Raw genomic sequence first — 25766 nt, 5'->3', positions numbered from 1 at the left:
GCGCCATTGCGATGCCCTGAGCCAGCAGGCGGGGCGCTTGAAGCAACTGGTGGGCAGCTTCAGGATCTGAGGCGCCCCTATCGCCGGCAAGCCGGCTCCCACCGGTCCTGCACTGTTTTCAAAGACACCGCCAGACATGTGGGAGCCGGCTTGCCGGCGATCGGGCGCGCAGCGGCCGCAAATCCTGGCAGCTCGTTATACCGGGCGGGCGGTGTTATGCCGGGTTTGCGGCTGCTGCGCAGCCGATCGCGGCACAAGGCCGCTCCTACAGGGGGACCAGCGCTAGCCGCTTGTTCTTTGCGCGACAGCGCAGCACGGAAGGGCTGGGTCCCACCGGTCCTGCGCTGTTTTCAAAGACACCGCCAGACATGTAGGAGCCGGCTTGCCGGCGATCGGGCGCGCAGCGGCCGCAAATCCTGGCAGCCCGTTATACCGGGCGGGCGGTGTTATGCCGGGTTTGCGGCTGCTGCGCAGCCGATCGCGGGACAAGCCCGCTCCCACCGGTCCTGCGCTGTTTTCAAAGACACCGCCAGACATGTAGGAGCCGGCTTGCCGGCGATCGGGCGCGCAGCGGCCGCAAATCCTGGCAGCTCGTTATACCGGGCGGTGTTATGCCGGGTTTGCGGCCGCTGCGCAGCCGATCGCGGCACAAGGCCGCTCCTACAGGAGAAGGGAAGCAATTGTTTGAGACCGCTGATCGGAATTCCCATGGCGGGTCAATAAAAACATATTTTGATGCTTAAATTATTCTTGTCAGTCCGATCCCATCCGAGGGTGCTGCCATGAATCTCAAGATCGCCGCCTTGCTGCTGCTCGCCCTGTGTGCCCAGCCAGCCTGGAGCCAAACCTCTGCCCCCGCTGCTTCCCCCACCACCGACTCCGCAGCGCTGACCACGCGCCTGGCCCTACGCGACCTGTGGGTCGAGCATGTGTTCTGGGTCAGGAACTACGCCATGGCCAACCAGGCGGGCAACCACAAGCAAGCCGATGTGGCCGCCAAACAGGTGGTCGACAATGCCACTACCATCGCCAACAGCATCGCCCCGCTGTACGGCCAGCCTGCTGCCGACCAGTTGCTCAAGCTGCTGGCCGGGCACTGGGGCGCCGTGAAACACTACAGCGATGCGACCGTGGCCAAGGACAAGGCCGGCAAGCAAACGGCCGTCAACGAGCTGTCGAGCAATGCCAAGGCGTTGTCGGCCTTCCTGGCCAAGGCCAACCCCTATCTGCCGGAGCAGACCCTGCTGTCGATGCTCACCGCCCATGGTGGGCATCACCTGTCGCAGATCGACCAGTTCGCCGCTGGTGACTATGCCGGCGAGGCGCAGACCTGGCAGATGATGCGCCAGCACATGCAGGCGTTGGCCGATGCCCTGGCCGGGGCGCTGGTCAAGCAGTTCCCGGACAAGTTCTGAACGAGGAGCCACACCCATGCTCGAAGGCCTGGGCCGTACCCAGCAGGACCTGCTCAACGCGTTGCTCTACCGGCCCGACGGCATGAGCATCGACGAACTGTCGCAGGCCCTGGCGGTCACCCGCACCGCGGTGCGCCAGCACCTGGCGGCGTTGGAGCGCGACGGCCTGGTCAAACGCGGCGCCACCCGGCCCACCGGGCGGCGCCCGGAGCAACTGCACCAGCTCACCGACCATGCGCGGGAGCTTTTTCCGCGGCAGTACCCGCTGTTGGCCAACCTGCTGATCGATGAAGTCGCCGGGCTGATCGGCCAGGACGCGCTGTTGGCGCTGATGCGCAACCTGGGGCGCAAGATGGCCGAGGACATGGAACATGAGGTGGTCGACGAGGCGCGCATTGTCGAGCACATGAACAATGCCGGCTACGAAGCGCAGGTGTTCTTTCGTTCGTCCGGGGAGCCTGAGATCGTGGCCCACAACTGCGTGTTCCATCACCTGGCCAAGGCCCACCCGGTGGTGTGCGAGCTGGATCTGGCGTTGATCGGGGCGTTGGGCGGGGGGGAGGCGGTGCACCAGGAATGCATGCTGCGTGGCGGGGCGGTGTGTCGGTTTTCGCTCAAAGCCAGGTAACGGGGGCCGCTGTGCAGCCCATCGCGGGACGAGCCCGCTCCCACAAGGGCCCCGCAATGGGCTTTACAAGCGCTAGAAACCTTTGCTGACCGAGGCCACCACCGTGGCCGAGCAGACGTCCTTGAAGCCCAGGTAGCTGGCGCACTCGGCCTGGGACAGGTCGGTGTCGATGTAGCTGAGCGACCAGTCCAGCGACAGCATCGTGCGGCTCAGTTCCACCTCCCATTCGTGGTAGGCGTTGCGGCTGCTGCCGTCGTTGGCGAACCAGCTCGGGTCTTTGTAGTCGTTGCGCCCGTAGCGCACCTCCAGGCCGATGTCGTGGGGCAGCAGGGTGCCATAGCCGACATAGCTGTAGAGCATCGACTGGTCGCCGTTGAAGTCATCCGAGTAGTTGCCGCCCAGCAGCACACCCCAGGCTCGCAGTTCGGCATGGTATTCGCCGTAGTTGAAGTTGCCCTGGCGTGGGTAGACGTACTTGATGTACGAGGTGTCGAGGGTGACATCGTCGCTGATCTGCCAGAAATAGCCCGCGTAGTAGTCCAGCTCCTGGCGGGTACGGCTGCCGAAGCCGAAGTCGACGTTGGAGCTCCAGGCCCCGGCGTACAGGCCGCTGGTGTGGGCCAGGGTCAGCGAGCCTTGCAGGGCCGGGTCGTTCTGGGTCTGGGAGATACCGCGGGTGCGGTAGTCGCTGAAGATCCCGACCTTGGCCTCGAGGCTGAAGGCGTCGTTGAGGTCGATGGCGTGGGCGAACGGGGCGCAGGCGAGCAGGCTGCCTGCGATGAAGGTGCGTGGGCGCATTCGAGGGGTTCCGTTATTGTTTTTGTGTGGTGTATGGCAGGGCGGGCGCTATCGCGGGGCAAGCCCGCTCCCACAAGGGGAGGCTGCGCTAGCCGCTTGTTCTTTGTGCGACAGCGCGGCCCGGTGGGATGGGTGATCTCCCACAGGGGCCGCGAAGCGATCAGCGCGCGTAGATCTGCTTGCCGGCAAACCAGGTCTGCAGCACCTGGGTGTCTCGCAGCGCTTCGGGCTCGACGGTGAGCACGTCGCGGTCGAGAACGATCATGTCCGCCTGCTTGCCTGCCTTGAGCGAACCGATCTGGTGTTCCAGGCGCATGGCCCGTGCAGCATTGAGGGTGTAGGCCTGGAACATGGTTTCGCGGTCGATGGCCTCGTCGGCATTGAGCACGCCCTTGGGGCCCTTGCGGCTGACCGCCTGGTAGATCGCCTTCCACGGCTCTGGCGTGGTGATCGGCCAATCGCTGGCGCCGGCGATGGTCGCGCCGTTCTTCAGCAGCGAACGGGCCGGGAAGGTATGCATGAAGGCCATGGCATCCACGTACGGCTTGACCAGGTCGAGGTTGTTTTCGTCGGCGCTGGCCCAGTACAGCTGCATCGAAGCGATCACGTCCAGACCTTTGAAACGAGCATATTCCTTCGGGTTGACCATCTGCAGGTGGGTGATGGAGTGGGGGATGCCGCTGTGGCGCTCACGTCGGGCCTGTTCCACGCCATTGAGCGCCTCGCGCACGGCGCGGTCGCCGATGGCATGCACGTGCACCAGCCAGCCGCGGGCATCGGCGGCGCTGACCAGCTCGCCGAAGTGTTTCGGGTCCAGCAGCAGCTCGCCGTTCTGCCCGGAGTTCTTGTAAGGCTCGAGCATCGCCGCGGTCTGTGCCGGGGCCTCGGCAACGCCATCGGCGAACACCTTGATGCCCGGCAGGGTGAGGTTGTGCACACCGAGGAACTGCTGGCGCACCTTGTCCAGCTCGTCCAAGTCGGCAGGGCGCGCCTTGGCGTCGGCCATCAGCAGGGCGGCGACGTGGGCAGTCAACTCGCCGCGCTCGGAAAGGTCCTTGTAGACCGGTAGCACGCCCAGAGAATCGTTCTTCACGTCGGCGCCTGGCAGCTCATTGGCCAGCGGGTCCATCCAGCCGGTGATGCCCAGCTGCTTGTTGTAGTCCAGGGCCATGCGCCCGGCGGTCATCAGGGTGTCGTGGCTCAGCGGCGGCAGCAGGTCGGTCACCGGGTAGTAGCTGGCGTCGGCGAGAAACCCGTTCGGGGTGCCGTCCTGGTGCTGGCCTATGGTGTTGCGCGCCTCGGCGGGCAGCGCGGCGATGGTCTTGGCGTCGATCCCGGCGCGTTCGAGCATGGCCTGGTTGGCCCAGCCGGTGTGCATGTCGTTGGCCGCGAAGAGGATCGGCTGCTTGGCCCACTCGCCGTGGTTGAAGCGTTGCTCCAGGGCTGGGATGTCGTCCCAGTAGGTACCCGGCACGCCACCGACGGAAAGGAATTCGCCACGCACGGCCTTACCGTCCTGGCGCCACTGACGCAGGCGCTGCTCCAGCTCGTCGAGGGGGAGCTGCTCGCCGGCCAGGTTGGCCAGCTCCAGCTGCAGGCCGCCTTTGATCGCATGGGAGTGGGAGTCGAGCATGCCCGGCATCAGCACCTTGCCGCCCAGGTCGATCACCTGCGTCCCACTGGCCTTCAGGCGCAGCACAGCCTGGTCGGAACCCACCGCGACGATCTTCTCGCCCTCGACCGCCACAGCCTGCTGCAACGGCTGGCCTGGCTCGGCGGTGTAGACCTTGGCGTTGTGCAGGATCAGGTCGACCGCCGCGAAGCCCGGCAGGGCGGTGCAGGCCAGGCCCGCGCTGATCGCCATCTTCAGGAGCTGCTTCATTCGATGCCTCGTTCTTGTTGTGATGGGGCCGCAGCCTAGCCAAGGCACACGCGCGATTAAATGCGAAGGCAGGCACAACTTTTTTCGCGTTGGGGAAATAATCCGTTGCCTATGATTGCCATGGTGCAAAGCCTGGGCATGCCGGTGCCTATTCAAATTGCGCGGTATTTGCCGGCTTGATGAAAAGGCGCGGATACTCGCCGCGCCTTCGCATTGCCTCGCTTGTGCCGAACAGGAAGAAACCATGGACAAAATGACGGCCCTGACCATCTTCGTCGCCGCCGCCGAGCACGGCAGTTTCAGCCGTGCCGCCGAGCAGTTGGGCAAGACCCCCTCGGCCATCACCAAGGCCGTCGCCCACCTGGAAACCGAATTGGGAGTGCGCTTGTTCGAGCGCACCACCCGGCGCATGGCGCTCACCGAAGCCGGCACCCTGTACCTGGAAGGCGCGCGCCAGGCATTGATGCACCTGCAACGGGTGACCGAAGAAGTGGAACAGTTGCAGCACGAGCTGCGGGGTACCCTGCGCATCACCGCGCCGCCGTCGTTCGGCCCGGCGTTTCTCAACCAAGTGTGCTGCCGATTCATGCGCGAACACCCGCAGGTGCGCCTGGAGGTGAACCTCAACGACGCCAATGAAGACCTGATCGACGGCGGCTACGACCTGTCGCTGCGCGACGGCCCCACCGACCAGCCTGAACTGATCGCCCAGCCGCTGATCGAGAACCGCGTGATCCTCTGTGCCAGCCCCGACTACCTGGCCCGGCGCGGCGACTCGATCACCCTGGAGAACTACGCCCAGCACGACTGGTTGCTGCTGCGCCATCCGCTGCTCAACCGCAGCTACTGGTGGATCGAGCAGGACGGCCAGACCCTGCGCGTGCGTCAGCCCACGCCCAAGCTGATCAGCGACAACTTCGATTTCCTCCTGGCCTGCCTGCTCGACGGCCAGGGCCTGCAGTTCGTGCCCACCTGGTGCGCCGCGCCTTACCTGGCCAAGGGGCAACTGGTGGAAGTGCTGCCTGGCTACTGGCGGGCCTTGAGCGCGTTCGGGCCTTGGGTGCATGTGCTGTACCTGCCGCACCGGCGCAACACGCGCAAGGTGCAGGCCTTCATCGCCTTGCTGCACGAGCACCTGCGGGGGCAGGGCCTGGAGGCGGTCGCTCGGCGCTGAGTTTTTCCACCTGGGCACAAAAGTTGTGCGGGGTATGACGATGATCCGCCGGGGATGGCTCGCTAGGCTAAGGGTGGTCGCCTGAGCAGGCATTCCACTCTTTCCCAAACAGCAACGATGCCTTGAGCTCGCTGTACCAGGAGTTCCCCCGCAGTGAAGATCCACACTCTCGTCACCGACATCCGCAACCCCGCCGAGCGCGGTCGCCAGATCGGCGAACGTTTCGCCGAGCAGATCCGCCAGACCACCCAGCTATACCTGGATTTCTTCCCCCGGGTCGGCGTGTCGCTGCGCGAGGCGCAGCGTATCGGCGAGAACAGCCTGGCCGCCCTGGAGGCCTGGAGCCCGAACCTGGCGGCGGAAGTGATCGGCATGGCCAGTGGTACGGGCTTGCCGCTGTGGCAACTGGCGAGCCTGAACGCACGCACCGAGGTGCTGGCCGCTCGCACCCGCCACAGCGAATGCTCCACCACCGTGCATGCACCTCGCGGCCCGCGTGCGCCGCAGACCTTGCAGACCTGGGACTGGCACGACAGCCTCTGCCCCCATGGCCTGATGCTGGGCCTGCATACCGAGCGCGGTATGCAGGTCAAGCTGTTCTGCGAATTCGGCATGCTGGCCAAGCTGGGCGTGAACAGCGCAGGCCTGGGCCTGCACTTCAATATCCTGCACCACACCAGCGACAACGACAGCGGCGGGGTGCCGGTGCATGCCATCGCCCGTCGCCTGCTGGAAGACGCGAGCAGCGTCGAGGAAGCCGTGGAGCTGGCGCGTTCGGCGCGGGTCAGCGCCTCGACCGTGCTGACCGTGTTTTCCCGCGAGGACTGCAGCCCGCGCGCGGTGAGCATCGAGCTGAGCCCCGAGCGCACCGCGCTGGTGCTGCCACGCGAGGACGGCTGGCTGCTGCACACCAACCATTTCCTCGACCCACAACTGAGCCTGGGCGAGCACGTGGCCGACCGGGCCGACACCCAATGTCGCCTGGGCCATCTGGAACAGGTGATCGGCCAGATGGGCAGCAGCGACCTGCGCGCCCGCGCCGAGGCCATGTGCGGCGCCGATGGCGACAGCGCACCGATCTGCTTCCACCCGGACATGGCCATGCCTGACACCGAACGTTGGGAAACGCTGCTCAGCGTCGGTATCGACACCGAGCACTGCTTCCTGGACTACGTGGCGGGCACGCCGCTGCAACTGGCCAAGGCCGGCTTCGAACGTTTCTGAGCCAACCCGGTGCCGCTGCCTGCCATGGGGCGGCACCCGCAAAACGAGAACAACAACAATGCATGCGGAATATTCCCACCCTGCGTCAACCCGGTCTGCGTTGCGGACCTTCTGCGTCTCCGGCCTGGGCACTGCGCTGGAGTTCTATGACTTCATCATCTATGGCACGGCGGCGGCGCTGGTGTTTCCCCAGGTGTTCTTCCCGCAGATGGACCACCTGACCGCGACCCTGGTGGCCTTCAGTGCCTTCGGTGCCGGCTTTTTTGCCCGCCCCTTGGGCGGGCTGGTCTTCGGTCACTTCGGTGACCGCATCGGCCGGCAGAAGGTGCTGGTGGCGACCTTGTTGCTGATGGGCCTGAGTACCTTCCTCATCGGCTGCCTGCCCAGCCACGCCAGCATCGGCGCGATGGCGCCGGTCCTGCTGGTGCTGCTGCGCCTGATCCAGGGCTTCGCCGCCGGCGGCGAGTGGGGCGGGGCCGCGCTGTTCGGCATCGAGTCGGCACCGCCGGGCAGGCGAGGGTTGTGGGGCAGCTTCACGAGCATGGGCATCGGCGTCGGCGGCATCCTTGGCGCCGCGGTGTTCGCCATCGTCAGCGCAACGTTCGACGACAACCTGGCGGACTTCGCCTGGCGCATTCCGTTCTGGCTCGGCGGCACCTTGGTGCTAATCGGCCTGTATGCCCGCCTCAAGGCCCCGGCGCCGCTGGCGGCACCTGCAGCCAAGCCGGTCCGTGCCCCCCTGGCCGAGGCGCTGCGCCAGCGGCCGCGGCAATTGTTGCTGTGCACCGGCATCGCCTTCGGCTACTGCACCATCGCCTACATCGGCAGCACATTCTTCCTGACCTACGCCACCCAGGTGGGCTACGGCAGCACCCAGGCGCTGATGTTCGACCTGACCCTGTCGATCGCCATCGTGCTGTCGGCACCTTTGTTCGGCCACCTGTCCGATCGCCTGGGCCGGCGCACGGTGATGGTGTTCGGTGCATTGGTCATGGCCCTGGGGCTGTTCGCCTTCTTCGCCCTGGTGGGCATGCAGAGCTTCCCTATCGCCCTGTTCGCCTACAGCCTGACCGGCCTGCTGATGGGGGCGACCCAGGGGCCGATTCCGGCGTTCCTCGGCGAGCAGTTCCCGCGCAGCATGCGTTACTCGGGGATTTCGGCCAGCTACCAGATCGGTGCGGCGCTGGGCGGTGGTACGGCCTCGAGCATCGCCACGGCGATCCTGATCCTCACCGACCATGACCCGCTGGGCGTGGCGCTGTACGGGGCCGGCGCCTTGGCGTTGGTGGCGGTGTGTTCGCTGATGTTGCGCGAAACGTCGCGCTTGAGCATGGCGCAGATCGACGAGGAACCTTCGGGGTGTGCCGTGGAGGCGGTGTTGGCCAGGCATTGATGGGCATGGGGCTGCTGCGCAGCCCTTTCGCGGCACAAGGCCGCTCCTACAAAGCCAGCACGACACCTGTAGGAGCGGCCTTGTGCCGCGAAAGCGAAGCGCTCCCCGAACGCAGCCCTCAGGGCGTGGCAGTGAGCAACGCCTTGGCTTCGGCGAAACATTGCTCGGCAATCGCCGAACGTGGCTCGCTGCGGCGCAACAGTAGCCCCACCGGGCTGTGGATGCTGGCATCGACGATCGGCAGGATACGCATGTGGTCGGACAGGTCCTCCAGCCCACAATCCAATGGCATGACGGCGCAGCACATGCCGGTATTGATGGCCTGGATCAGTTGGAAGGTGGAGTCGCTTTCCAGCACCGCAGCCGGTTCCAGGCCACGGCTGCGCAGGCTCAGGTCCAGCGACTGGCGGTAGTGCATGCCCTTGCTCAGCAAGCCCAGGGGCAGGTTGGCCAAGGCTTCCCAGCGCAGCTCGGGCGCGTCGAACTCGAAGTAGCGGGTGTCGTGCAGCAGGCCCATGGTGGTGGTACCCAGTTCGATCACTTCGAAGAAGCTGGCATTGACCTGGTCCAAGTAGCAGATACCAAGATCCAGCTGGTTGCGGCTCAGCCCATCGATGATCTGCTCGGAGCTCAGTGAACTGAGTTGAAAATGCAGCTCCGGAAACTTCTCGCGCAATGGCAGCAACAATTGCATGGGGTTGAAGCTCGCCAGCGGCACGGTGCCCAGGCGCAGGCTGCCGACCACCTGGCCACGGCAACTGGCCGCCTCGGCCTGCAGCCCATCGTGGGCGGCGAGCAAGGTGCGCGCCCAGGCCAGGATGCGCTCACCGGCTTCGGTAAACCCTTCGAAACGTTGGCCACGCTTGACCAGCACCAGGTCCAGTTCATCCTCCAGGTTGCGCAGGCGCATGGACAACGTCGGCTGGGTGATATGGCACAGCGCCGCGGCTTGGCCGAAGTGACGGGTCTGGTCGAGGGCGATGAGGAACTTGAGCTGCTTGATGTCCATGGTGCGGCCTGGTGGAAGCGAGATGGGCTGACCTTAACCAAGTCTGCCGTAGCTGGCCATTCGTTTTGTGTCGCTGTGCTGATAGAGGCGGTTGATGGCGTGGTACGCCATATCGATTGGACGCCGCCCGGCCTTGGCCCTAGCGTGGCATGACAATGCCCTTTCGAGAGGAACCCCAAGGTGAGTGTGAAACCGGACGCGGTGTTCGTACCGCTCAATATCGCCGTGCTGACCGTCAGCGATACCCGCACCGTCGACAACGACACCTCGGGCGAGCTGCTGGCGACGCGCTCGGTGGAAGTCGGTCACCGTCTGGTGGCACGGGCGCTGCTCAAGGATGACCTTTACAAGATCCGCGCCCAGGTCGCCCAGTGGATCGCCGATGAGCAGGTGCAGGTGGTGTTGGTCACCGGTGGCACTGGGTTCACCGGGCGAGACAGCACACCCGAGGCGGTGGAGTGCCTGTTGGACAAGCGCATCGATGGCTTTGGCGAGCTGTTCCGGGCGCTGTCGATCCTCGATATCGGCACCTCGACGGTGCAGAGCCGGGCCTTGGCCGGGTTGGCCAACGGCACCTTGGTCTGCTGCCTGCCGGGCTCGACCGGCGCCTGCCGCACGGCTTGGGAGGGGATTCTGGTGGAACAGCTCGATGCGCGGCATCGGCCATGCAATTTCGTGCCGCACCTGAAGGCGGTGGGGCTGTGTGAAAGCCGGGGGTAGATTACGCCCCTTTCGCGGCACAAGGCCGCTCACACAGTCCTGTAGGAGCCGGCTTGCCGGCGATGAAGACAACCCTTTTACCCAAAGCCAGATCGCATCCCGGTGTGGGTAATCACCATGCACTCAACCAGCCCTGCTCGCTCAGGATTCATGATGCTGTTGCCCGTTCTGGCCAATCGCCGGCAAGCCGGCTCCCACCGGTACTTCGCCAACCACACCCTGTGTACGCTTGTTGCGGGAGGTCACCCAGCCCTTTGGGCTGCGCTGTCGAGCACAGAACAAACGGCCAGTGCTGACCCTCTGTGAGAGCGGCCTTGTGCCGCGAAAGGGCTGCATGGCAGCCCCGGACTCTCAACTCAACACATGATCCACCGGCACCAGCGCCGGCGGCAGCGGCTCGTGCCCCAGCGCCGACAGCACGTCGCGCTCGAGGGTGCGCACCATGGCGTCGGTGGGCAGGTCGTTCTCATCGCGGCCGAACGGGTCTTCCAGCTCGTTGCCGATGGCGTCCAGGCCGAAGAAGGTGTAGCTGATGATGGTGGTGAAGATCGGCGCCAGCCAGCCCAGGGGCTCGGCCAGGGCGAACGGCAGCAGCACGCAGAAGATGTAGCTGGTGCGGTGCAGCAGCAAGGTATACGGGAACGGTAACGGTGTGCCCTTGATCCGTTCGCAGGTGGCCTGGACTTCCGTCAGCCCCACCAGGCGTTGTTCGAGCAGGGTGTAGCGCCATTCGCTGATCAACTGGCGCTCGGCCAGGCGCGAACAGTGCTCGCCAAGCTGGCGCAGGATGCCGTCGCAGGTGTTGTGTGGGCTGATGAGCGTGCCCTCGGCCAGCCACGGCCGCGCGGCGGCCAGTTCGTCTTCGTTGCGCAGACGGGCGTTGAGCGCATGGGCGAAGCCGCACAGGCCACGCAGCAGTTCGGCGCGCAGGCGCTGGTCGGCGATCGCCTGGCTTTCGCGGATGAACGAGCGTGTCTCGATGATCATCCGCCCCCACGCCTTGCGGCCCTCCCACCAGCGGTCATAGCAGACAGTGTTGCGAAAGCTCATGAAGATCGACAGCGACAGGCCCAGCAGGGTGAAGGGCGTGGCGCTGACCGGGTAGAAGAATGCCGGGTAGTGGTGCTCGATCAGCACGATCAGGGCGGCCAACAGGGTGACCATCAGGCAGCGCAGGGCGATGCGCTTGACGATCGAGCCCTTGAGGGTGAAGAGCACGCGCAGCACGTCGGGGCGGGGATGGACGATCATGGTGGTCCAGAGGCGGCAATCAGCCGCCGGTCATGTTCATGAAACGCAGGATCTGCACCTCGCCACCGACCTCGAAGTGATGGCGGTAGGGCTTCAGATGCATGGCGTCGCGGATGGCCTTTTCCAGGCGTTCAGCATCGCCGGGGTGGGCGCGCATGACCTGTTTCAGGTCCATCGAATGCTCGTTGCCAAGGCACAGCAGCAGGCGGCCTTCGACGGTCAGGCGCACGCGGTTGCAGGTGGCGCAGAAGTTGTGGCTGTGCGGCGAGATGAAGCCAACTCGGGTCTGCGGTGCCTCGGCGACCCGCCAGTAGCGCGCCGGCCCCTGGGACGATTCGGCCGACTCCACCAGGGTGAAGTGCTCGGCGATGCGCGCGCGCACTTCGTCGCTGGAACAGTACGACTCGCCGCGCTCGTGCTCGTCGATCACGCCCAGCGGCATTTCCTCGATGAACGAGATATCCAGTTCGCGCTCGACGGCGAAGCGCACCAGGTCGACGATTTCGTGATCGTTGCGGCCCTTGAGCACCACGCAATTGAGCTTGGTGCGCCGAAAACCCGCGCGGCGTGCGGCATCGATGCCGGCGATGACCTGGTGCAGGTCGCCGGTGCGGGTCAGGCTGCGGAAGCGTTCGGCATCGAGGCTGTCGAGGCTGATGTTCAGGCGCGACACGCCGGCGTCGAACAGCGGCTGGGCCAGGCGACCCAGTTGCGAGCCATTGCTGGTCAGACACAGCTCGCGCAGGCCGGGCAGGGCGGCGATACGCCCGCACAGCTCGACGATGCCCTGGCGTACCAGCGGCTCGCCGCCGGTCAGGCGAATCTTGCGGGTACCCAGGGCGACGAAGCGCTCGGCCACCTGGTACAGCTCCTCGAGGCTGAGGATCTGCTGGCGCGGGAGGAACTGCATGTCCTCGGCCATGCAATAGACGCAACGGAAGTCGCAGCGGTCGGTGACCGACATCCGCAGGTAGTCGATGCGTCGATTGAAGCCGTCGATCAGTGCCTGGGTGTTCTCTTCCACGTTCATGCTCTGGGTGTTGGGTGAGGCGGCGCGTCGCCGCAGGCAACCTCCAAGCTATAACCTGCAGGCACCCTCGTCAAATTGCTTTCCCTGACTGTTCGATCAGCCGTGTCTATCACGGCTGCAGGCCACGGCCTACAAGGGCTGAGGGCCGTGATCGAGAGGGCTTATCACGCTTTAAGGTATTTCGATTGGACGGCTCTGGGCCGGGGTCCATAGGCTGGAAAAACACCGGACCTGACCAGCCGGTGCTTTTTCAAGAGCGTGAGGATCCATCGCATGAGCCAAGACGAACATATCAGGGACTACAAAGGACCGGCCGCCGGCTGGGGCGCACTCAAGAGCGTGACCAAGAGCTGGCTGGGCAGCGACAATGCCTTCAAGAACCTGCGGGCCATGCTCAAGACCAACCAGAACGGCGGCTTCGACTGCCCCGGCTGCGCCTGGGGCGAATCGCCCGAGAGCGACATGGTCAAGTTTTGCGAAAACGGCGCCAAGGCCGTCAACTGGGAGGCCACCGGCCGCTCGGTGGACCCGGCGTTCTTCGCCAAGTACAGCGTCAGCGCCCTGGCTGCCCAGACCGATTACTGGCTCGAGTACCAGGGCCGGCTGACTCACCCGATGCGCTACGACGCCGCTACCGACCACTATGTGGAAACCTCCTGGGACGAAGCCTTCGCCCTGATCGGCCGGCACCTCAACGCCCTGGAATCGCCGGACCAGGCCGAATTCTATACCTCTGGCCGGGCCAGCAACGAGGCGGCGTTCCTCTACCAGTTGTTCGTGCGCGCCTATGGCACCAACAATTTCCCCGATTGCTCGAACATGTGCCACGAAGCCAGTGGCGTGGGCATGGCCAGTACCCTGGGTGTAGGCAAGGGCACGGTCGTCTATCATGACCTGGAACTGGCCGACGCGATCTTCGTCATCGGCCAGAACCCGGGCACCAACCACCCGCGCATGCTCGAACCGCTGCGCGAGGCGGTCAAGCGGGGCGCCCAGGTGGTGTGCTTCAACCCGCTCAAGGAGCGCGGGCTGGAACGTTTCCAGCATCCGCAGCACCCCTTCGAGATGCTCAGCAACGGCTCCGAGCCCACCAACACCGCCTACTTCCGCCCGGCCTTGGGCGGCGACATGGCGGCGATGCGCGGCATTGCCAAGTTCCTCCTGCTGTGGGAGCGCGAAGCCCAGGCCAAAGGCGAGCCGGCGGTGTTCGACCATGCCTTCATCGCCGAACACACCGATGGCGTCGACGCCTACCTGGCTGCGGTGGATGCTACGTCCTGGGACCATATCGTCGAGCAGTCGGGCCTGAGCCTGGCCGAGATCGAGCTGGCCGCGCGCATGTACCGCAAGGCCGAGCGGGTGATCATGTGCTGGGCCATGGGCGTGACTCAGCATCGCCATTCGGTAGCGACGGTGCAGGAAATCGTCAATCTGCAATTGTTGCGCGGCAACGTCGGCAAGCCCGGCGCGGGCCTGTCGCCGGTGCGTGGCCACAGCAACGTGCAGGGCGACCGCACCATGGGCATCGACGAGAAGCCCCCGGCCAGGCTGCTCGATGCCTTGGAAGAACGCTTCCAGTTCAAGGTGCCGCGCGAGCATGGGCATAACGCGGTGCTGGCGATCAAGGCCATGGAAGAGGGCCGGGCCAAGGTGTTCATCGGCCTGGGGGGCAACTTCGCCCAGGCTACGCCGGACACCCCGCGTACCCACGCGGCGATGCGCAACTGTGCGCTGACCGTGCAGATCTCCACCAAGCTCAACCGCTCGCACCTGGTCACCGGTGGCGATGCGTTGATCCTGCCGTGCCTGGGCCGTACCGAGATCGACCTGCAGGCCGAAGGGCCCCAGGGCGTCACCGTGGAGGATACCTTCAGCATGGTGCATATCTCCCACGGCCAGCTCAAACCCCGTTCGCCGCACCTGCGTTCGGAACCTGCGATCATCGCGGGCATCGCCAAGGCCACTTTGGGCGACCGGCCGATCGACTGGGAATATGCCGTCGCGGACTACAGCCGCATCCGCGACATGATCGCCGAGGTGATTCCGGGCTTCAGCAGTTTCAACGAGCGCCTGCAGCACCCCGGCGGCTTCTACCTGGGCAACACGGCATCCGAACGCCAATGGCGCACGGCGACCGGCAAAGCGCGCTTCACCGCCAGCCAGTTGCCCCGGCAACTGGTCAATGCCCAGGTGCTGGCACGAGGCGACAACCCGGACCTGATCCTGCAGACCCTGCGTTCGCACGATCAGTACAACACCACGTTGTATGGCCTGGATGACCGCTACCGGGGTGTGTTCGGCCTGCGTGAAGTGGTGTTCGTCAACGAGGCGGACATCCGCCGCCTGGGCTTCGAGCCTGGCGAGCACGTGGACATGGTGTCGCTCTGGGAGGACGGCCGCGAGCGGCGGGTGTCGGGCTTCCGCCTGGTGCCCTATGACCTGCCTGAAGGCCAGGCGGCGGCCTACTACCCGGAGACCAACCCGCTGGTGCCGCTGGAGAGCTATGGCGAGGGCACCTATACACCGACCTCGAAGTTCGTGGCCATCAAGCTGGAGAAGGCGCGGGTCGGGAACCGGATCGAGGCGAGCGTGGCCTGATCCATTGGAGGCTGCTGCGCAGCCCAATCGCCGGCAAGCCGGCTCCCACCTGGACGGCGCTAACGTCGTACCTGTGGGAGCCGGCTTGCCGGCGATCAGGCCGCAACGGCCCCGACATTCACCGATGTACCGGGTACGCCGTGGTGTACTTCATCTGCTCCATGGCAAAGCTCGAAGTGATGTTCGACAGCCCGTCGGTGCTGGTGATGAGTTTCTTGTAGAACCGGTCGTACGCCGCGATATCGCCCACCACCACCCGTAGCATGTAGTCCCAGTCGCCGGACATGCGGTACACCTCCATCACTTCCTCGAACCCCGTTACCACCCGGGCGAATTGCTCCAGCCAGGCGCTGTCGTGGCGTTGGGTCTTGAGCTGGACGAACACGGTCAGGCCCAGGCCCAGGCGCTCGGGGTCGAGCAGGGCGACACGCCCCCGGATATAGCCTTCGTCCTCCAGGCGCTTGACCCGTTTCCAGCAGGGCGTGGTAGACAGGTTGACGGCTTCGGCCAGGTCCTTGAGCGAGATGGAGGCGTCGCGTTGGAGCAGGGTGAGGATGTGCTGATCGAAACTGTCCATATTGAGTGGCTGGCTGGCGTGAGGAAAAGTTTCTCGAGATTAGCGCGCTTGGGGAACGAAAAAAATAGCCAGCAAGGGAATGCGACAGGTTCATTCCCATTCGGCGCCACCCCGCCGGATATGCGATAGTGGCGCTTTCCAACCTCAGCAGAGTCAATGGACCCGACCATGTCCGACAAGCCGCGCAATTTCGCCACCCGTACCATCCACGCCGGCGAGCAGTCCAGCGTCGCCGACAATGCCATCTTTCCGGCCATCGTCACCACCAGCTCGTTCATCAAGCGCGGCCTGGACGACAACCCCGAATACGCCTACAGCCGGGTCAGCAACCCGACCCGGCATGCCTACGAAACCTGTGTCGCCGCCCTCGAGGAAGGCGCAGGCGCAGTAGCCACCGCCTCGGGCGTGGGCGCCACGGCGACCGTGCTCGAGTTGTTGTCCAAGGATGCCCACGTGGTGGTGATGAACGGGGTCTACGGCGGCACCTTCCGCCTGATGGAAGACTACCGCAGCCGCACCTCGGGCCTGAGCACCACCTATGTCGACCTCAACGACCTGGATGCCGTGGCCGCGGCCATCCGCCCCGAGACCCAGCTGATCTGGATCGAGTCGCCGACCAATCCGTTGCTGCACCTGGTGGACATCGAGGCGGTGTGCAAGCTGGCCCGTGCGCGCGGTATCCTCACCTGCATCGACAACACCTTCTGCTCGCCTTGGAACCAGCGGCCGATCACCCTCGGCGTGGACCTGGTGATGCACTCGGCGAGCAAGTACATCGGCGGCCACTCCGACCTGATCGGTGGTGTGGTGGTAGCCGCCAACGAAGAGCTGCTCAAGCGCCTGCGCCGGATCAGCATGGCCGTCGGTGCCATCCAGGGGCCGTTCGACTGCTACCTGGCCCTGCGTGGGCTCAAGACCCTGGACGTGCGCATGGAGCGCCAGTGCGCCAACGCCCTGCGCGTGGCGCGCTTCCTGGAGGGGCACCCACAGGTCGAGCAGGTGTACTACCCGGAACTTGAAAGCCACCCGCAGCACGCGCTGTGCAAGCGCCAGATGCGCACCGGCGGGGCGGTGGTGGCGATGAAGATCAAGGGCGACCGGGCAGCGGTCAACCGCCTGGTGGAAGCGCTGTCGATCTTCGTGCTGGCCGACTCGCTGGGCGGGGTGGAGAGCATGATCAACCACTCCTGGAGCATGTCGCACAATTCCCTGAGCCCGGAGCAGAAGGGGCAGATGGGCATCAGCGAGAACCTGCTGCGCCTGTCGGTCGGGATCGAGGACTACCGCGACCTGATCGAGGACCTGGACACGGCGCTCAAGGCTTCGGCCTGAGCGTAGAAGGCATCGCGGGGCAAGTCGGACCGCCGCTCCCACAAGGGCGGCGCTAGCCGCTTGTTCTCTGCGCGACAGCGCAGCCCGAAGGGCTGGGTAATCTCCCACAGGATGGGCTGCCCCCCCAAGAAGCTGGACACCCATCCAACCCTTGGGGCAGGCCAGGATGGCGTTACCCGCTGTGGGGGCGGGCTTGCCCCGCGACGGCGTCGGTACTGGCAGGCGGGGTCAGCTTGCTGGATGAACGATCCGTTCGATCCTGTCCTTGAGCAACAAGCGCTCCTTGCGCAGGCGGTTCACCGCGTCGTCGGAGGTGCCGTTACCTTCGGCGGCCACCACTTCCTTGTCCTTGGCGTTGTACTCCTTGTGCAGTTGATGGAGCGTCTGGTCCTTGTCGATCAGCGCCTGGAAATCGTCAGCGGAAATGTGCAGGTCAGCGAGCAGATCATGCGGGACTGGCATTTCTTCACCTCGGGTCAGGGGTTGGTAAAAAGTCCTGAATCTTGAGGATAGTCGCCTTTGCCCGGTTGCGGGGGAGGGGGCGCCAAGGGACCGTTTGCCGCCTTGGCAAACATGAAATTCATTTCATCTGAAAAAACCGCACCGCCCATTATTCGTTGGCGTCTTTTTCACGAAATATTGATGGCACGCTTTCTAGAGTTCGGCCAACTTCCCCGGTGCCCCGCCTGGTGCGACGGCCGATAATAACTCTCATCTGCGAACATCATGCCGAACTTCAAAAACCTGCGGGCCGAATGGGTCACGTTGCTGGCCAGTCTTTACCTGTTGATCGGTTTCAACACTGCGCTTTGGGAGCACCTGCAGACCGTGGTACCGCCCGGCATGGTGGGGCTCTGGCTGCTGCTGGCATTCGCCGTGCTGATGTTCTTCGCGTTCAATCTCATCCTCACGTTGGTGGCGTTCAAGTACGTACTAAAACCGGTGCTGATCCTGTTGTTCATGAGTGGTGCGGGCGTCGCTTACTTCATGAACCAATATGGCGTACTGATCGACACCGGCATGTTTCGTAATATCGCCGAGACCAATGTCACGGAAGTACGTGACTTGCTCTCCCTGACGTTCGCGCTGTATATGATCTTGCTCGGTGCGCTGCCTTCGTTGCTGGTGTGGAAGGCGCCCATCGTCTATCGCCCTTGGCACCGCGAGCTGTTCGGTAAGCTGGTGGTCAGCGGCGCGTGCGTCGCGGCCCTGGGCTCGGTGGCACTGGTCAACTACCAGGGCCTGGCCTCGCTGTTTCGCAACCACCACGAGATCCGCCTGATGCTCACCCCGAGCAACATCGTCGGCGCCTCGTTCGGCTATGTCGGTGAACGCCTGGGCAGCGCCGCCCGGCCATTCCAGCACTACGGGGAGGACGCCAAACGTGACAGCGCCGCCTGGCAACGCCACGCGCGCAAGTCGCTGACCGTGCTGGTGGTGGGTGAGAGCGCCCGGGCGCAGAACTTCGGTGTACTGGGCTACGACCGCGACACCACCCCGAACCTGGGCAAGGAACAGGGCCTGCTGGCTTTCTCCGATGTACATTCCTGTGGTACCGAGACGGCCGTGTCGGTGCCGTGCATGTTCTCCGGCATGCCGCGCAAGGACTACGACGCCAGCGTCGCCAAGAACCGCGAAGGGCTTCTGGACATCCTCCAGCGTACCGGCCTCAGCGTGCAGTGGCGCGATAACCAGTCCGGCTGCAAAGGCACCTGCGACCGGGTGCAGTTCGTCGATGTCAGCAACCTCAAGGACCCGAAACTGTGTGCCGATGGCGAGTGCCGCGACGAGATCCTCCTGCAGGGCCTGGGCGAGCTGCTCGACAACCTCGACCATGACACCGTGCTGGTGCTGCACCAGATGGGCAGCCACGGCCCCGACTACTACAAACGCTACCCGGCCAGCGCCCAGCGCTTCACCCCGGTGTGCCAGAGCAATGCCCTGAACCAGTGCGACCAGCAATCGATCGTCAACAGCTACGACAATACCCTGGCTTATACCGACCAGGTGCTGGCCGCGCTGATCGACCTACTGCGCAGCCGCCAGGATAAGGTCGATACGGCGATGATCTACCTCTCCGACCACGGCGAATCATTGGGCGAATACAACCTCTACCTGCACGGCACCCCCTACATGCTGGCCCCTGAGCAGCAGCGCCACGTGCCACTGTTGATGTGGTTCTCCGACAGCTATCGCCAGGACTTTTCGCTCGACAGTGACTGCCTGGGCCGCCTGCGCGACGCGCCGTTGAGCCAGGACAACCTGTTCCATTCGATGCTCGGCCTGTTGCAGGTGCGCACCGAGGTCTACCGGCAATCGATGGACATGTTCGCCAGCTGTCGTCCGTGGATGACCGCTGACCGTTGATCAAACCAAGGATGGCGCAGGTTTCACCCCCAATGCCCGCGCCGTATATACTGCGCGCCAATATTTGTGGGAGAGCCTCGTGGCCATCGAAATACACTGGATACGTGACGACCAGACCCTGGCCGAACACTGCCGGGCCTGGCGCGAACTGCCCTTCGTAGCGCTCGACACCGAATTCATGCGGGTCGACACCTTCTACCCCAAGGCCGGCCTGATCCAGGTCGGCGAGGGCAACCGGGCGTACCTGATCGACCCGTTGCTGATCCGCGACTGGCAGCCGCTGGCCGAACTGCTCGAAGACCCGGGCGTGGTCAAGGTGCTGCATGCCTGCAGCGAAGACCTGGAAGTGCTCCTGCGCCTGACCGGCAAGCTGCCGCAGCCGCTGTTCGATACCCAGCTGGCCGCCGGCTACCTGAACATCGGTTTCTCCATGGGCTATTCGCGTCTGGTCCAGGAGGTGCTGGGCCTGGAGCTGCCCAAGGGCGAAACCCGTTCGGACTGGCTGCAGCGCCCGCTGTCCGAGACCCAGGTCAGCTACGCTGCCGAAGATGCCGTGCACCTGGCCGAGCTGTTCAGCGCGCTGCGGCCACGGTTATCCGACGACAAGTACGCCTGGGTGCTGGAAGACGGCGCCGAGCTGGTCGCCCAGCTGCGCCGCGAGGTGGAGCCCGAGACGCTGTACCGCGACGTCAAGCTGGCCTGGAAGCTGAACCCTCAACAACTGGCGGTGCTGCGTGCGCTGTGCGCCTGGCGCGAGCGCGAGGCACGCAGCCGCGACTTGCCGCGCAACCGTGTGCTGCGCGAGCACTCGCTGTGGCCCATGGCCAAGAGCCAACCGGACAACCTGTCGGCCCTGGCCAGGATCGACGACATGCACCCGCGCACCATCCGCCAGGACGGGCAGTTCCTCCTGGAGCTGATCAAGCGCGCCGCGAGCCTGCCGGCCGAGCAGTGGCCGCAAGCCTTGCCCGAGCCGTTGCCGATCGAAGCCTCGGGCATCCTCAAGCGCCTGCGCGCGGTCGGCCAGGCCGAAGGCGAGCGCCTGGGCATCGCGCCAGAGCTCATGCTGCGCAAGAAAACCCTCGAAGCCCTGCTCAAGAGCGGCTTCCCCAACGGCCCCTATCAACTGCCCGATTCGCTGCGCGGCTGGCGTCGCGAGCGCATGGGCCAGGCCCTGCTGGACAACTTGGCGGGCGCCGGAGAATCCTGATGAAACGTATCTGCTCGATCTACAAGAGCCCACGCAAGAACGAAATGTACCTCTATGTGCTCAAGGCCGAAGGCCTGGCGCGCGTTCCCGAGGCCTTGCTGCCGTTCTTCGGCACCCCCGTGCACGCCTTCGACCTGGTGCTGACCCCCGAGCGCAAGCTGGCCCGGGAGGACATCGCCAAGGTGCTGGAGAACCTCGACAACCAGGGCTACCACCTGCAGATGCCGCCGCCCGAGGACGACTACATCGAGCATTTGCCCGAAGAGCTGCTGCGCCGCAACGACCCGGCCTGATCCCGGCCTGGTCCCCATCGTTCGTCAAGCGGCCCGCCTGTCGGGTCGTCTTCGTTGTTTGCCAAGGTTGTTTCGTACATGCGCGTTCTGATCGCTGAACAGGATCATGCCAACTATGCCCGCCTGCTCGGCGAGGCGGCGCCGACGCTGGAGATCGTCACCAGCGGCGATTCCGCCGAGCTTGCGCGCCAGGCTGCCGGTTGCCCGGTATGGCTGGGCCAGCCGGACCTTCTGGCCAGCCTCCTGCGCCAGGGCCACAGCCCCGCGTGGATACAGTCCACCTGGGCCGGTATCACCCCGCTGCTGGCCGAAGGGTTGCCACGTGACTATCGCCTGACCCGGGCCGTGGGCATCTTCGGCCAGGTAATGGCCGAATACATGCTTACCTATATGCTGATCCACGAGCGCGATGTGCTGGCGCGCCTGGTGAGCCAGGTCGAGCGGCGCTGGGACGACCGCCCGGGGCGCAGCCTGGAGGGGCGTCGGGTGCTGGTGGTCGGCACGGGCGATATCGGCCAGCGGGTGGCCGAGTTCCTGGTGCCGTTCGGGGCGATCCTTCACGGTGTCGCCAGCCAGGCGCGGGCACAGGCGCCATTCGTCGAAGTGGCGGGGCTCGAGGATTTGCCTCGCATGGTGGAGCAGGCCGACTACGTGCTCAACCTGCTGCCGGACACCCCAGCCACCCACGACCTGTACGATGCGGCGCTGTTCAAGCGCTTCAAGCCCAGTGCGTTGTTCATCAATGCTGGGCGCGGCGTGGCGGTGGTCGATGCCGACTTGGTGCATGCGTTGAAGGAGGGCCACCTGGCCGGGGCGGTGATCGATGTCTGCCGCCAGGAGCCGTTGCCCCGACAACACCCGTTCTGGACCGCCTGGGGCCTGCTGCTGACCGGGCACAGCTCGGCACCTACCTCGCCGGCGGCGATGGTGCGGTTGTTCGTCGAGAATGTGCAGGCGTACCAGGCAGGGCAGGGGTTGCGCGGCGAAGTGGATTTTCAGCGCGGGTATTGAATCGACTCCATCGCCGGACAAGCCCACTCCCACAGCCACTGCGCCGGTTCTGCAGCTGCGGCGAGCCTGTGGGAGATTCTATGGTTGTGGGCAAGCCGGCTCCCACTGGTGCAGCGCCAACCACACCCTGTGGGAGCGGGCTTGTCCCGCGATCAAGGGCGAAGCCCTTGCTTGGCGGCGGTGATAGCGGGCCCGGCCCAATCGCGGGGCAAGCCCGCTCCCACAGGCCCTGTGTACGCTTGTTGCGGGAGGTCACCCAGCCCTTTGGGCTGCGCTGTCGAGCACAGAACAAACGGCCAGTGCTGACCCTCTGTGAGCGGGCTTGCCCGCGATAGGGCCAGCCCCGGTTCGGCCGCCAACAGCGCCGGTCTTTCCTCGCTGGCACCCGGGAGAAAGCACGCACGCTACTGCCTCCTGCCAGCACTGACCAGCGGTCTGGCATTGGCCCCGGACAGGCTCTAGACTGGCGCCGCCGCGCGCCGCGGATTGAAGTTCAATGCAGGAACACGTGTGATGATCGCCGACAACGCGCCCTTCTGGCGGCGCAAGACCCTTGAACAGCTCGACCCGCAGGAGTGGGAGTCGCTCTGCGATGGCTGCGGCCTGTGCTGCCTGCAGAAGCTCGAGGACGAGGACGACAACAGCGTCTACTACACGCGTATCGCCTGCAAGCTGCTGGACCTGACCACCTGCCAATGCAGCGACTACCCCAACCGCTTCGCCCAGGTGCCTGACTGCATCCAGCTCACCCCCGGCAAGGCCGACCAGTTCAAATGGCTGCCGAGCACCTGCGGCTATCGCCTGGTCAGCGAAGGCAAGGACCTGCCAGCCTGGCACCACCTGGTATGCGGCGACCGTACGCAGGTGCACGAACAACGTATCTCCCAGTCCGGGCGCATGCTCAGCGAGCATGATGTCGACGAAGACGACTGGGAGGACCACCTCATCTTCCGCGCGAGCTGAGCGAACCGCGCCTGTCTTCCTTTCGCCTCTGGAACAAGGAGTTCTGAATGCGTTGCCATCTGTTGTGGGTTCTGGGCCTGGTGGCCTGTGCGCCGGCCTGGGCCAAGAAGGTCGACCTGGATTACCAGGTGCGCCTGTTGCCGGCGAGCGGCCAGGCCGAGGTGCAATTGACCCTGGCCGATGGCAGCGTCGTGCGCAGTCTGGATTTCGACCTGGGCAAGCAGGGCGCCTACAGCGACTTCCAGGCCGATGGCCAATGGCAGGTACAGGGCGAGCGGGGCGTCTGGCACCCGGCCGCGGGCAAGACCCAGCTCAGCTATCGCGTGCAGTTGGACCAGAAGCCGCGCGGTGGCGCCTACGAGAGCCGCATCACTGCGCATTGGGCACTGTTGCGCGGCGACCTGCTGGTACCGGCGGCGCGGCTGGACCAGCAGGATGGCACCGAGCTGGTAGCGCGCCTGGCGTTCGAGCTGCCGGCTGGCTGGAAAAGCGTCGAAACCGCCTGGCCGCGTATCGGCAAGCAGAAGTTTCGCATCGACGATGTTTCGCGGCTGTTCGACCGGCCCACCGGTTGGATGCTCGCCGGCAACCTGGGCAGCCGCCGCGCGCGCCTGGGCGATACGGAAGTGACCGTGGCCGCGCCGCAGGGGCAGGGCATGCGCCGGATGGACACCCTGACCCTGCTGACCTTCATCTGGCCCCAATTGCAGGCGGTGTTCCCGCGCAACCCGCCCAAGCTGCTGCTGGTGGGCGCGCGCGACGAAATGTGGCGGGGCGCGTTGGCCGGGCATAACTCGATCTACCTGCACAGCGCCCGCCCGCTGATCGGCGAGAGCGGCGCCAGCCCGCTGCTGCGCGAGCTGGTGCAGCTGTTCGCCCAGGTCAACGACCGTGACGGCAGCGACTGGCTGGGCGAAAGCCTGGCTGATTACTACGCCACCGAGTTGCTGCGCCGCGCCGGCGGCATCAGTGACGACCGCTACGAAGCCTGGCAGGCACGCCTGCACAAGCGTGGTGCCAAGGTTACCCAACTGCGCGGCGAACACGCCGATGTCGCCCAGGTTGCCCGTGGCGTGCTGCTGCTCCAGGCGCTGGATCGCGAGATTCGCCTGCACACCCATGACAAGCGGTCGCTGGACGATGTCACCCGGGCGTTGATGCGCCTGCCCAGCGTCAACACCGAGGAATTCATCCAGCTCAGCGAGAGCGTGCTGGGGCGGCGTTCCGAGGTGCTGGAGAGCAAGGTCCTGCGTTGAGACGAGGCCCTGGATGGCAGGGCCGGCGCTATCGCGGGGCAAGCCCGCTCCCACAAAGGGCCTGCAAAATCAAATAGTTATGCGTTGTTCTATGAGAGCGGGCTTGCCCCGCGATAGCGCCGGCCCAGGCGCCTCAGCCTTTGGCCTTGGGCTCGACCCCAGTCACTGTCACGCCCTGTGTCGCCGCCTCGGCGCTGGCCTTGAGCGCCTTGAGCTCTGCTGCGCTGCGCTCGATGTCTCCACGAAGTTGCAGGTACTCGGCCCGGTGTCGCTGCCACCAGGCCTTGGTCGAGCAGTGCCCACTGACGCCCCGGGCCAGGGCCATGCCACCGACCACGATCTGCAGCAGGCCGACCAGGCCGCCGTGGCGCAGGCCCTTGCTGATCATCAAGGCGCCACCGGCCAGGGAGCTGGCGCGCTCCCAGCCATGGACGTTACGTGTATGCACAAGCAAAGGGGTATCTCGCATGACGAACGCTCCAGTTGAGGTGTAAGCAGCTGACTCGCTGCCTCGTCGGTGCGTTCACTTCACTTGCCGGGCGGTGCTCAGCGAGTCGCATTTCGAGCAGGTGAAGTCTTATCTGGAATGCGCCGCCTGGCAGAAGCTTGACATAGTGTGCTTGCGCAAGACCGGTGCTGTTCTGACGGAGTTCGGCACCCCGGCCGCTCTTGTGGCGTCATTGTTGGCCCTATCGCCAGCACTGGCGCCACAGGGGCGGCTTTTTATTTGAACTTGGGGCCCGAGCGGGTATTGAGCCCCTTCGCCATGCGGTCATACAGCACCACATTCACCGTTGCCGCCAGGTTCATGCAGCCCTGGGTGGGGATGTAGATGGTCTCTTCGCACCACGCCCGCACCTCGTCGCTGAGGCTGCCGTCCTCGGGCCCGAAGATGTAGAGGGCGCGGTCTGGGTGGGTGTACTCGGGCAGCGGCCGGGCGCCGTCCACCAGTTCCACCGCCACCGGGGTGCAGCCCAGGGGAATGATGCGCTGCAGATCGTCGATGCCGATCAGCGGTATGTCGTAGTGCACGCGCTTGGTGTCGGTGACGAAGTCGCGGGCGCGCTCATAGCGCTTGCCGGTGTAGAACACCGAGTTGACGCCATAGCAACCCGCTGCGCGCATCACCGAACCTACGTTCTGCGCGGACTTGGGGTTGAACAGGCCGATGCAGCTGTACCGTTTGTTTGCCACGTACCGGGGCCCTTCGCAAAAAGCGCGATTATACGGGCTCACCGGCAGCCGCGGGGGGCGATTCGATGGTCAGTCCTTCTTGAGCAGGCTCGCCAACCCGGCAAACGGGTTGTGGGTGGCCTTGGCGATGCTCGGGGTGCTGGTGGACCCTTCGCTGAAGTACTGCTGGTCGGTATAGCGCGAATGCTCGTTGTCGTGGCAGTACAGGCACAGCAGTTCCCAGTTCGAGCCGTCCTGGGGGTTGTTGTCGTGGTTGTGGTCGCGGTGGTGCACGGTCAGCTCCGACAGGCGCTTGCCGGAGAACTCACGGGCGCAGCGGCCGCAGACATGCGGGTACATCTTCAGGGCCTTGTCGCGGTAGCCCATTTCCTTGTCGCGCTTGGCGTCGGCAAGGATGCGCTCGAGGCGGGCGGTGGCGGCGGAGGTGGAGGCCGAACTCAT

General features: G+C 65.1%; 24 protein-coding genes. 14 read left to right on the top strand and 10 right to left on the bottom strand.

The window, feature by feature from the left end:
- The first annotated feature begins 782 nt into the window (after positions 1-782).
- Together ACNFG0_RS17920 and ACNFG0_RS17915 are read left to right on the top strand one after the other, a co-directional pair.
- Positions 783-1415, top strand: coding sequence for a hypothetical protein (locus ACNFG0_RS17920; protein ID WP_196156776.1), 633 nt, complete (start codon positions 783-785; stop codon positions 1413-1415).
- Positions 1416-1431: 16 nt separating this feature from the next.
- Positions 1432-2043 (top strand): helix-turn-helix transcriptional regulator, encoded by a 612-nt coding sequence (locus ACNFG0_RS17915; RefSeq protein ID WP_196156775.1) that lies wholly within the window; start codon positions 1432-1434, stop codon positions 2041-2043.
- 72 nt (positions 2044-2115) lie between these two features.
- Here ACNFG0_RS17915 and ACNFG0_RS17910 read toward each other — a convergent pair whose 3' ends face one another.
- Positions 2116-2841, bottom strand: coding sequence for a TorF family putative porin (locus tag ACNFG0_RS17910; protein WP_416765869.1), 726 nt, complete (start codon positions 2839-2841; stop codon positions 2116-2118).
- A gap of 160 nt (positions 2842-3001) precedes the next feature.
- Positions 3002-4723, bottom strand: a complete 1722-nt coding sequence (locus tag ACNFG0_RS17905) for an amidohydrolase (RefSeq protein WP_196156773.1) — start codon at positions 4721-4723, stop codon at positions 3002-3004.
- Between the two features lie 244 nt (positions 4724-4967).
- Between ACNFG0_RS17905 and ACNFG0_RS17900 the strand changes: the two genes are divergently transcribed.
- From ACNFG0_RS17900 to ACNFG0_RS17890, 3 genes are all read left to right on the top strand, one after another.
- Positions 4968-5897, top strand: a complete 930-nt coding sequence (locus tag ACNFG0_RS17900; RefSeq protein WP_196146365.1) for a LysR family transcriptional regulator — start codon at positions 4968-4970, stop codon at positions 5895-5897.
- A gap of 153 nt (positions 5898-6050) precedes the next feature.
- On the top strand, positions 6051-7121 hold the full coding sequence (locus tag ACNFG0_RS17895) for a C45 family autoproteolytic acyltransferase/hydolase (RefSeq protein ID WP_416765867.1): 1071 nt from the start codon (positions 6051-6053) through the stop codon (positions 7119-7121).
- A gap of 58 nt (positions 7122-7179) precedes the next feature.
- Entirely contained in the window at positions 7180-8514 is a 1335-nt protein-coding gene (locus ACNFG0_RS17890; protein WP_416765866.1) for an MFS transporter, read from the top strand.
- Between the two features lie 118 nt (positions 8515-8632).
- Here the strand turns inward: ACNFG0_RS17890 and ACNFG0_RS17885 are convergent, their stop codons facing one another.
- Positions 8633-9523 (bottom strand): LysR family transcriptional regulator, encoded by an 891-nt coding sequence (locus tag ACNFG0_RS17885; RefSeq protein ID WP_416765864.1) that lies wholly within the window; start codon positions 9521-9523, stop codon positions 8633-8635.
- 180 nt (positions 9524-9703) lie between these two features.
- Between ACNFG0_RS17885 and moaB the strand changes: the two genes are divergently transcribed.
- Positions 9704-10243 carry a molybdenum cofactor biosynthesis protein B gene (gene moaB, locus ACNFG0_RS17880; protein WP_416765863.1) on the top strand — a complete coding sequence of 180 codons (540 nt, stop codon included), beginning with the start codon at positions 9704-9706 and terminating at the stop codon, positions 10241-10243.
- A 351-nt stretch (positions 10244-10594) separates the two neighbouring features.
- Here the strand turns inward: moaB and ACNFG0_RS17875 are convergent, their stop codons facing one another.
- Positions 10595-11494: a bestrophin family protein gene (locus ACNFG0_RS17875; RefSeq protein ID WP_416765861.1), complete on the bottom strand. Its 900-nt coding sequence runs from the start codon at positions 11492-11494 to the stop codon at positions 10595-10597.
- Between the two features lie 19 nt (positions 11495-11513).
- A complete protein-coding gene (gene moaA / locus ACNFG0_RS17870) occupies positions 11514-12518 on the bottom strand; it encodes a GTP 3',8-cyclase MoaA (protein ID WP_196146371.1) in 1005 nt (334 codons plus the stop codon).
- Positions 12519-12797: 279 nt separating this feature from the next.
- Here moaA and ACNFG0_RS17865 point away from each other — a divergent pair, with 279 nt between their 5' ends.
- On the top strand, positions 12798-15122 hold the full coding sequence (locus tag ACNFG0_RS17865) for an FdhF/YdeP family oxidoreductase (protein ID WP_416765859.1): 2325 nt from the start codon (positions 12798-12800) through the stop codon (positions 15120-15122).
- Between the two features lie 118 nt (positions 15123-15240).
- Here the strand turns inward: ACNFG0_RS17865 and ACNFG0_RS17860 are convergent, their stop codons facing one another.
- On the bottom strand, positions 15241-15699 hold the full coding sequence (locus ACNFG0_RS17860; protein WP_196146355.1) for an Lrp/AsnC family transcriptional regulator: 459 nt from the start codon (positions 15697-15699) through the stop codon (positions 15241-15243).
- Positions 15700-15855: 156 nt separating this feature from the next.
- On the opposite strand from ACNFG0_RS17860, the gene ACNFG0_RS17855 reads away from it, so the two are divergent.
- The gene (locus tag ACNFG0_RS17855) at positions 15856-17031 is read left to right on the top strand and encodes a PLP-dependent aspartate aminotransferase family protein (protein ID WP_196167101.1); all 1176 of its coding nucleotides are present in this window, start codon (positions 15856-15858) and stop codon (positions 17029-17031) included.
- A 228-nt stretch (positions 17032-17259) separates the two neighbouring features.
- On the opposite strand, the gene ACNFG0_RS17850 is transcribed toward ACNFG0_RS17855, so the two are convergent.
- The gene (locus ACNFG0_RS17850) at positions 17260-17493 is read right to left on the bottom strand and encodes a YdcH family protein (RefSeq protein ID WP_196156283.1); all 234 of its coding nucleotides are present in this window, start codon (positions 17491-17493) and stop codon (positions 17260-17262) included.
- A 264-nt stretch (positions 17494-17757) separates the two neighbouring features.
- Between ACNFG0_RS17850 and ACNFG0_RS17845 the strand changes: the two genes are divergently transcribed.
- The 6 genes from ACNFG0_RS17845 to ACNFG0_RS17820 all read left to right on the top strand — a co-directional run bounded on the left by ACNFG0_RS17845 (position 17758) and on the right by ACNFG0_RS17820 (position 24131).
- The gene (locus ACNFG0_RS17845) at positions 17758-19398 is read left to right on the top strand and encodes a phosphoethanolamine transferase (protein ID WP_416765857.1); all 1641 of its coding nucleotides are present in this window, start codon (positions 17758-17760) and stop codon (positions 19396-19398) included.
- Positions 19399-19477: 79 nt separating this feature from the next.
- Positions 19478-20608, top strand: a complete 1131-nt coding sequence (gene rnd, locus ACNFG0_RS17840) for a ribonuclease D (protein WP_196167099.1) — start codon at positions 19478-19480, stop codon at positions 20606-20608.
- On the top strand, positions 20608-20901 hold the full coding sequence (locus ACNFG0_RS17835) for a YcgL domain-containing protein (protein WP_043215465.1): 294 nt from the start codon (positions 20608-20610) through the stop codon (positions 20899-20901). Before rnd ends, ACNFG0_RS17835 begins: the two co-directional genes overlap by 1 nt.
- 78 nt (positions 20902-20979) lie before the next feature.
- Entirely contained in the window at positions 20980-21912 is a 933-nt protein-coding gene (locus tag ACNFG0_RS17830; protein WP_416765855.1) for a D-2-hydroxyacid dehydrogenase, read from the top strand.
- A 513-nt stretch (positions 21913-22425) separates the two neighbouring features.
- Positions 22426-22875, top strand: coding sequence for a YcgN family cysteine cluster protein (locus ACNFG0_RS17825; protein ID WP_084858377.1), 450 nt, complete (start codon positions 22426-22428; stop codon positions 22873-22875).
- A 47-nt stretch (positions 22876-22922) separates the two neighbouring features.
- A complete protein-coding gene (locus ACNFG0_RS17820; protein ID WP_196146349.1) occupies positions 22923-24131 on the top strand; it encodes a hypothetical protein in 1209 nt (402 codons plus the stop codon).
- Between the two features lie 133 nt (positions 24132-24264).
- Here ACNFG0_RS17820 and ACNFG0_RS17815 read toward each other — a convergent pair whose 3' ends face one another.
- The 3 genes from ACNFG0_RS17815 to ACNFG0_RS17805 form a co-directional block, all read right to left on the bottom strand.
- A complete protein-coding gene (locus ACNFG0_RS17815) occupies positions 24265-24600 on the bottom strand; it encodes a DUF2892 domain-containing protein (protein WP_196146348.1) in 336 nt (111 codons plus the stop codon).
- Positions 24601-24854: 254 nt separating this feature from the next.
- Positions 24855-25325, bottom strand: a complete 471-nt coding sequence (locus ACNFG0_RS17810; protein ID WP_196146347.1) for an RNA methyltransferase — start codon at positions 25323-25325, stop codon at positions 24855-24857.
- Between the two features lie 69 nt (positions 25326-25394).
- On the bottom strand, positions 25395-25766 hold the full coding sequence (locus tag ACNFG0_RS17805) for a YajD family HNH nuclease (protein WP_084858381.1): 372 nt from the start codon (positions 25764-25766) through the stop codon (positions 25395-25397).

The organism is Pseudomonas sp. NY15372 (genome assembly GCF_048068215.1).
Lineage (GTDB): Bacteria > Pseudomonadota > Gammaproteobacteria > Pseudomonadales > Pseudomonadaceae > Aquipseudomonas > Aquipseudomonas guariconensis_A.
The sequence above is the reverse complement of the archived record's forward strand: the minus strand, read 5'-3'. Positions and strand labels throughout refer to the sequence as shown.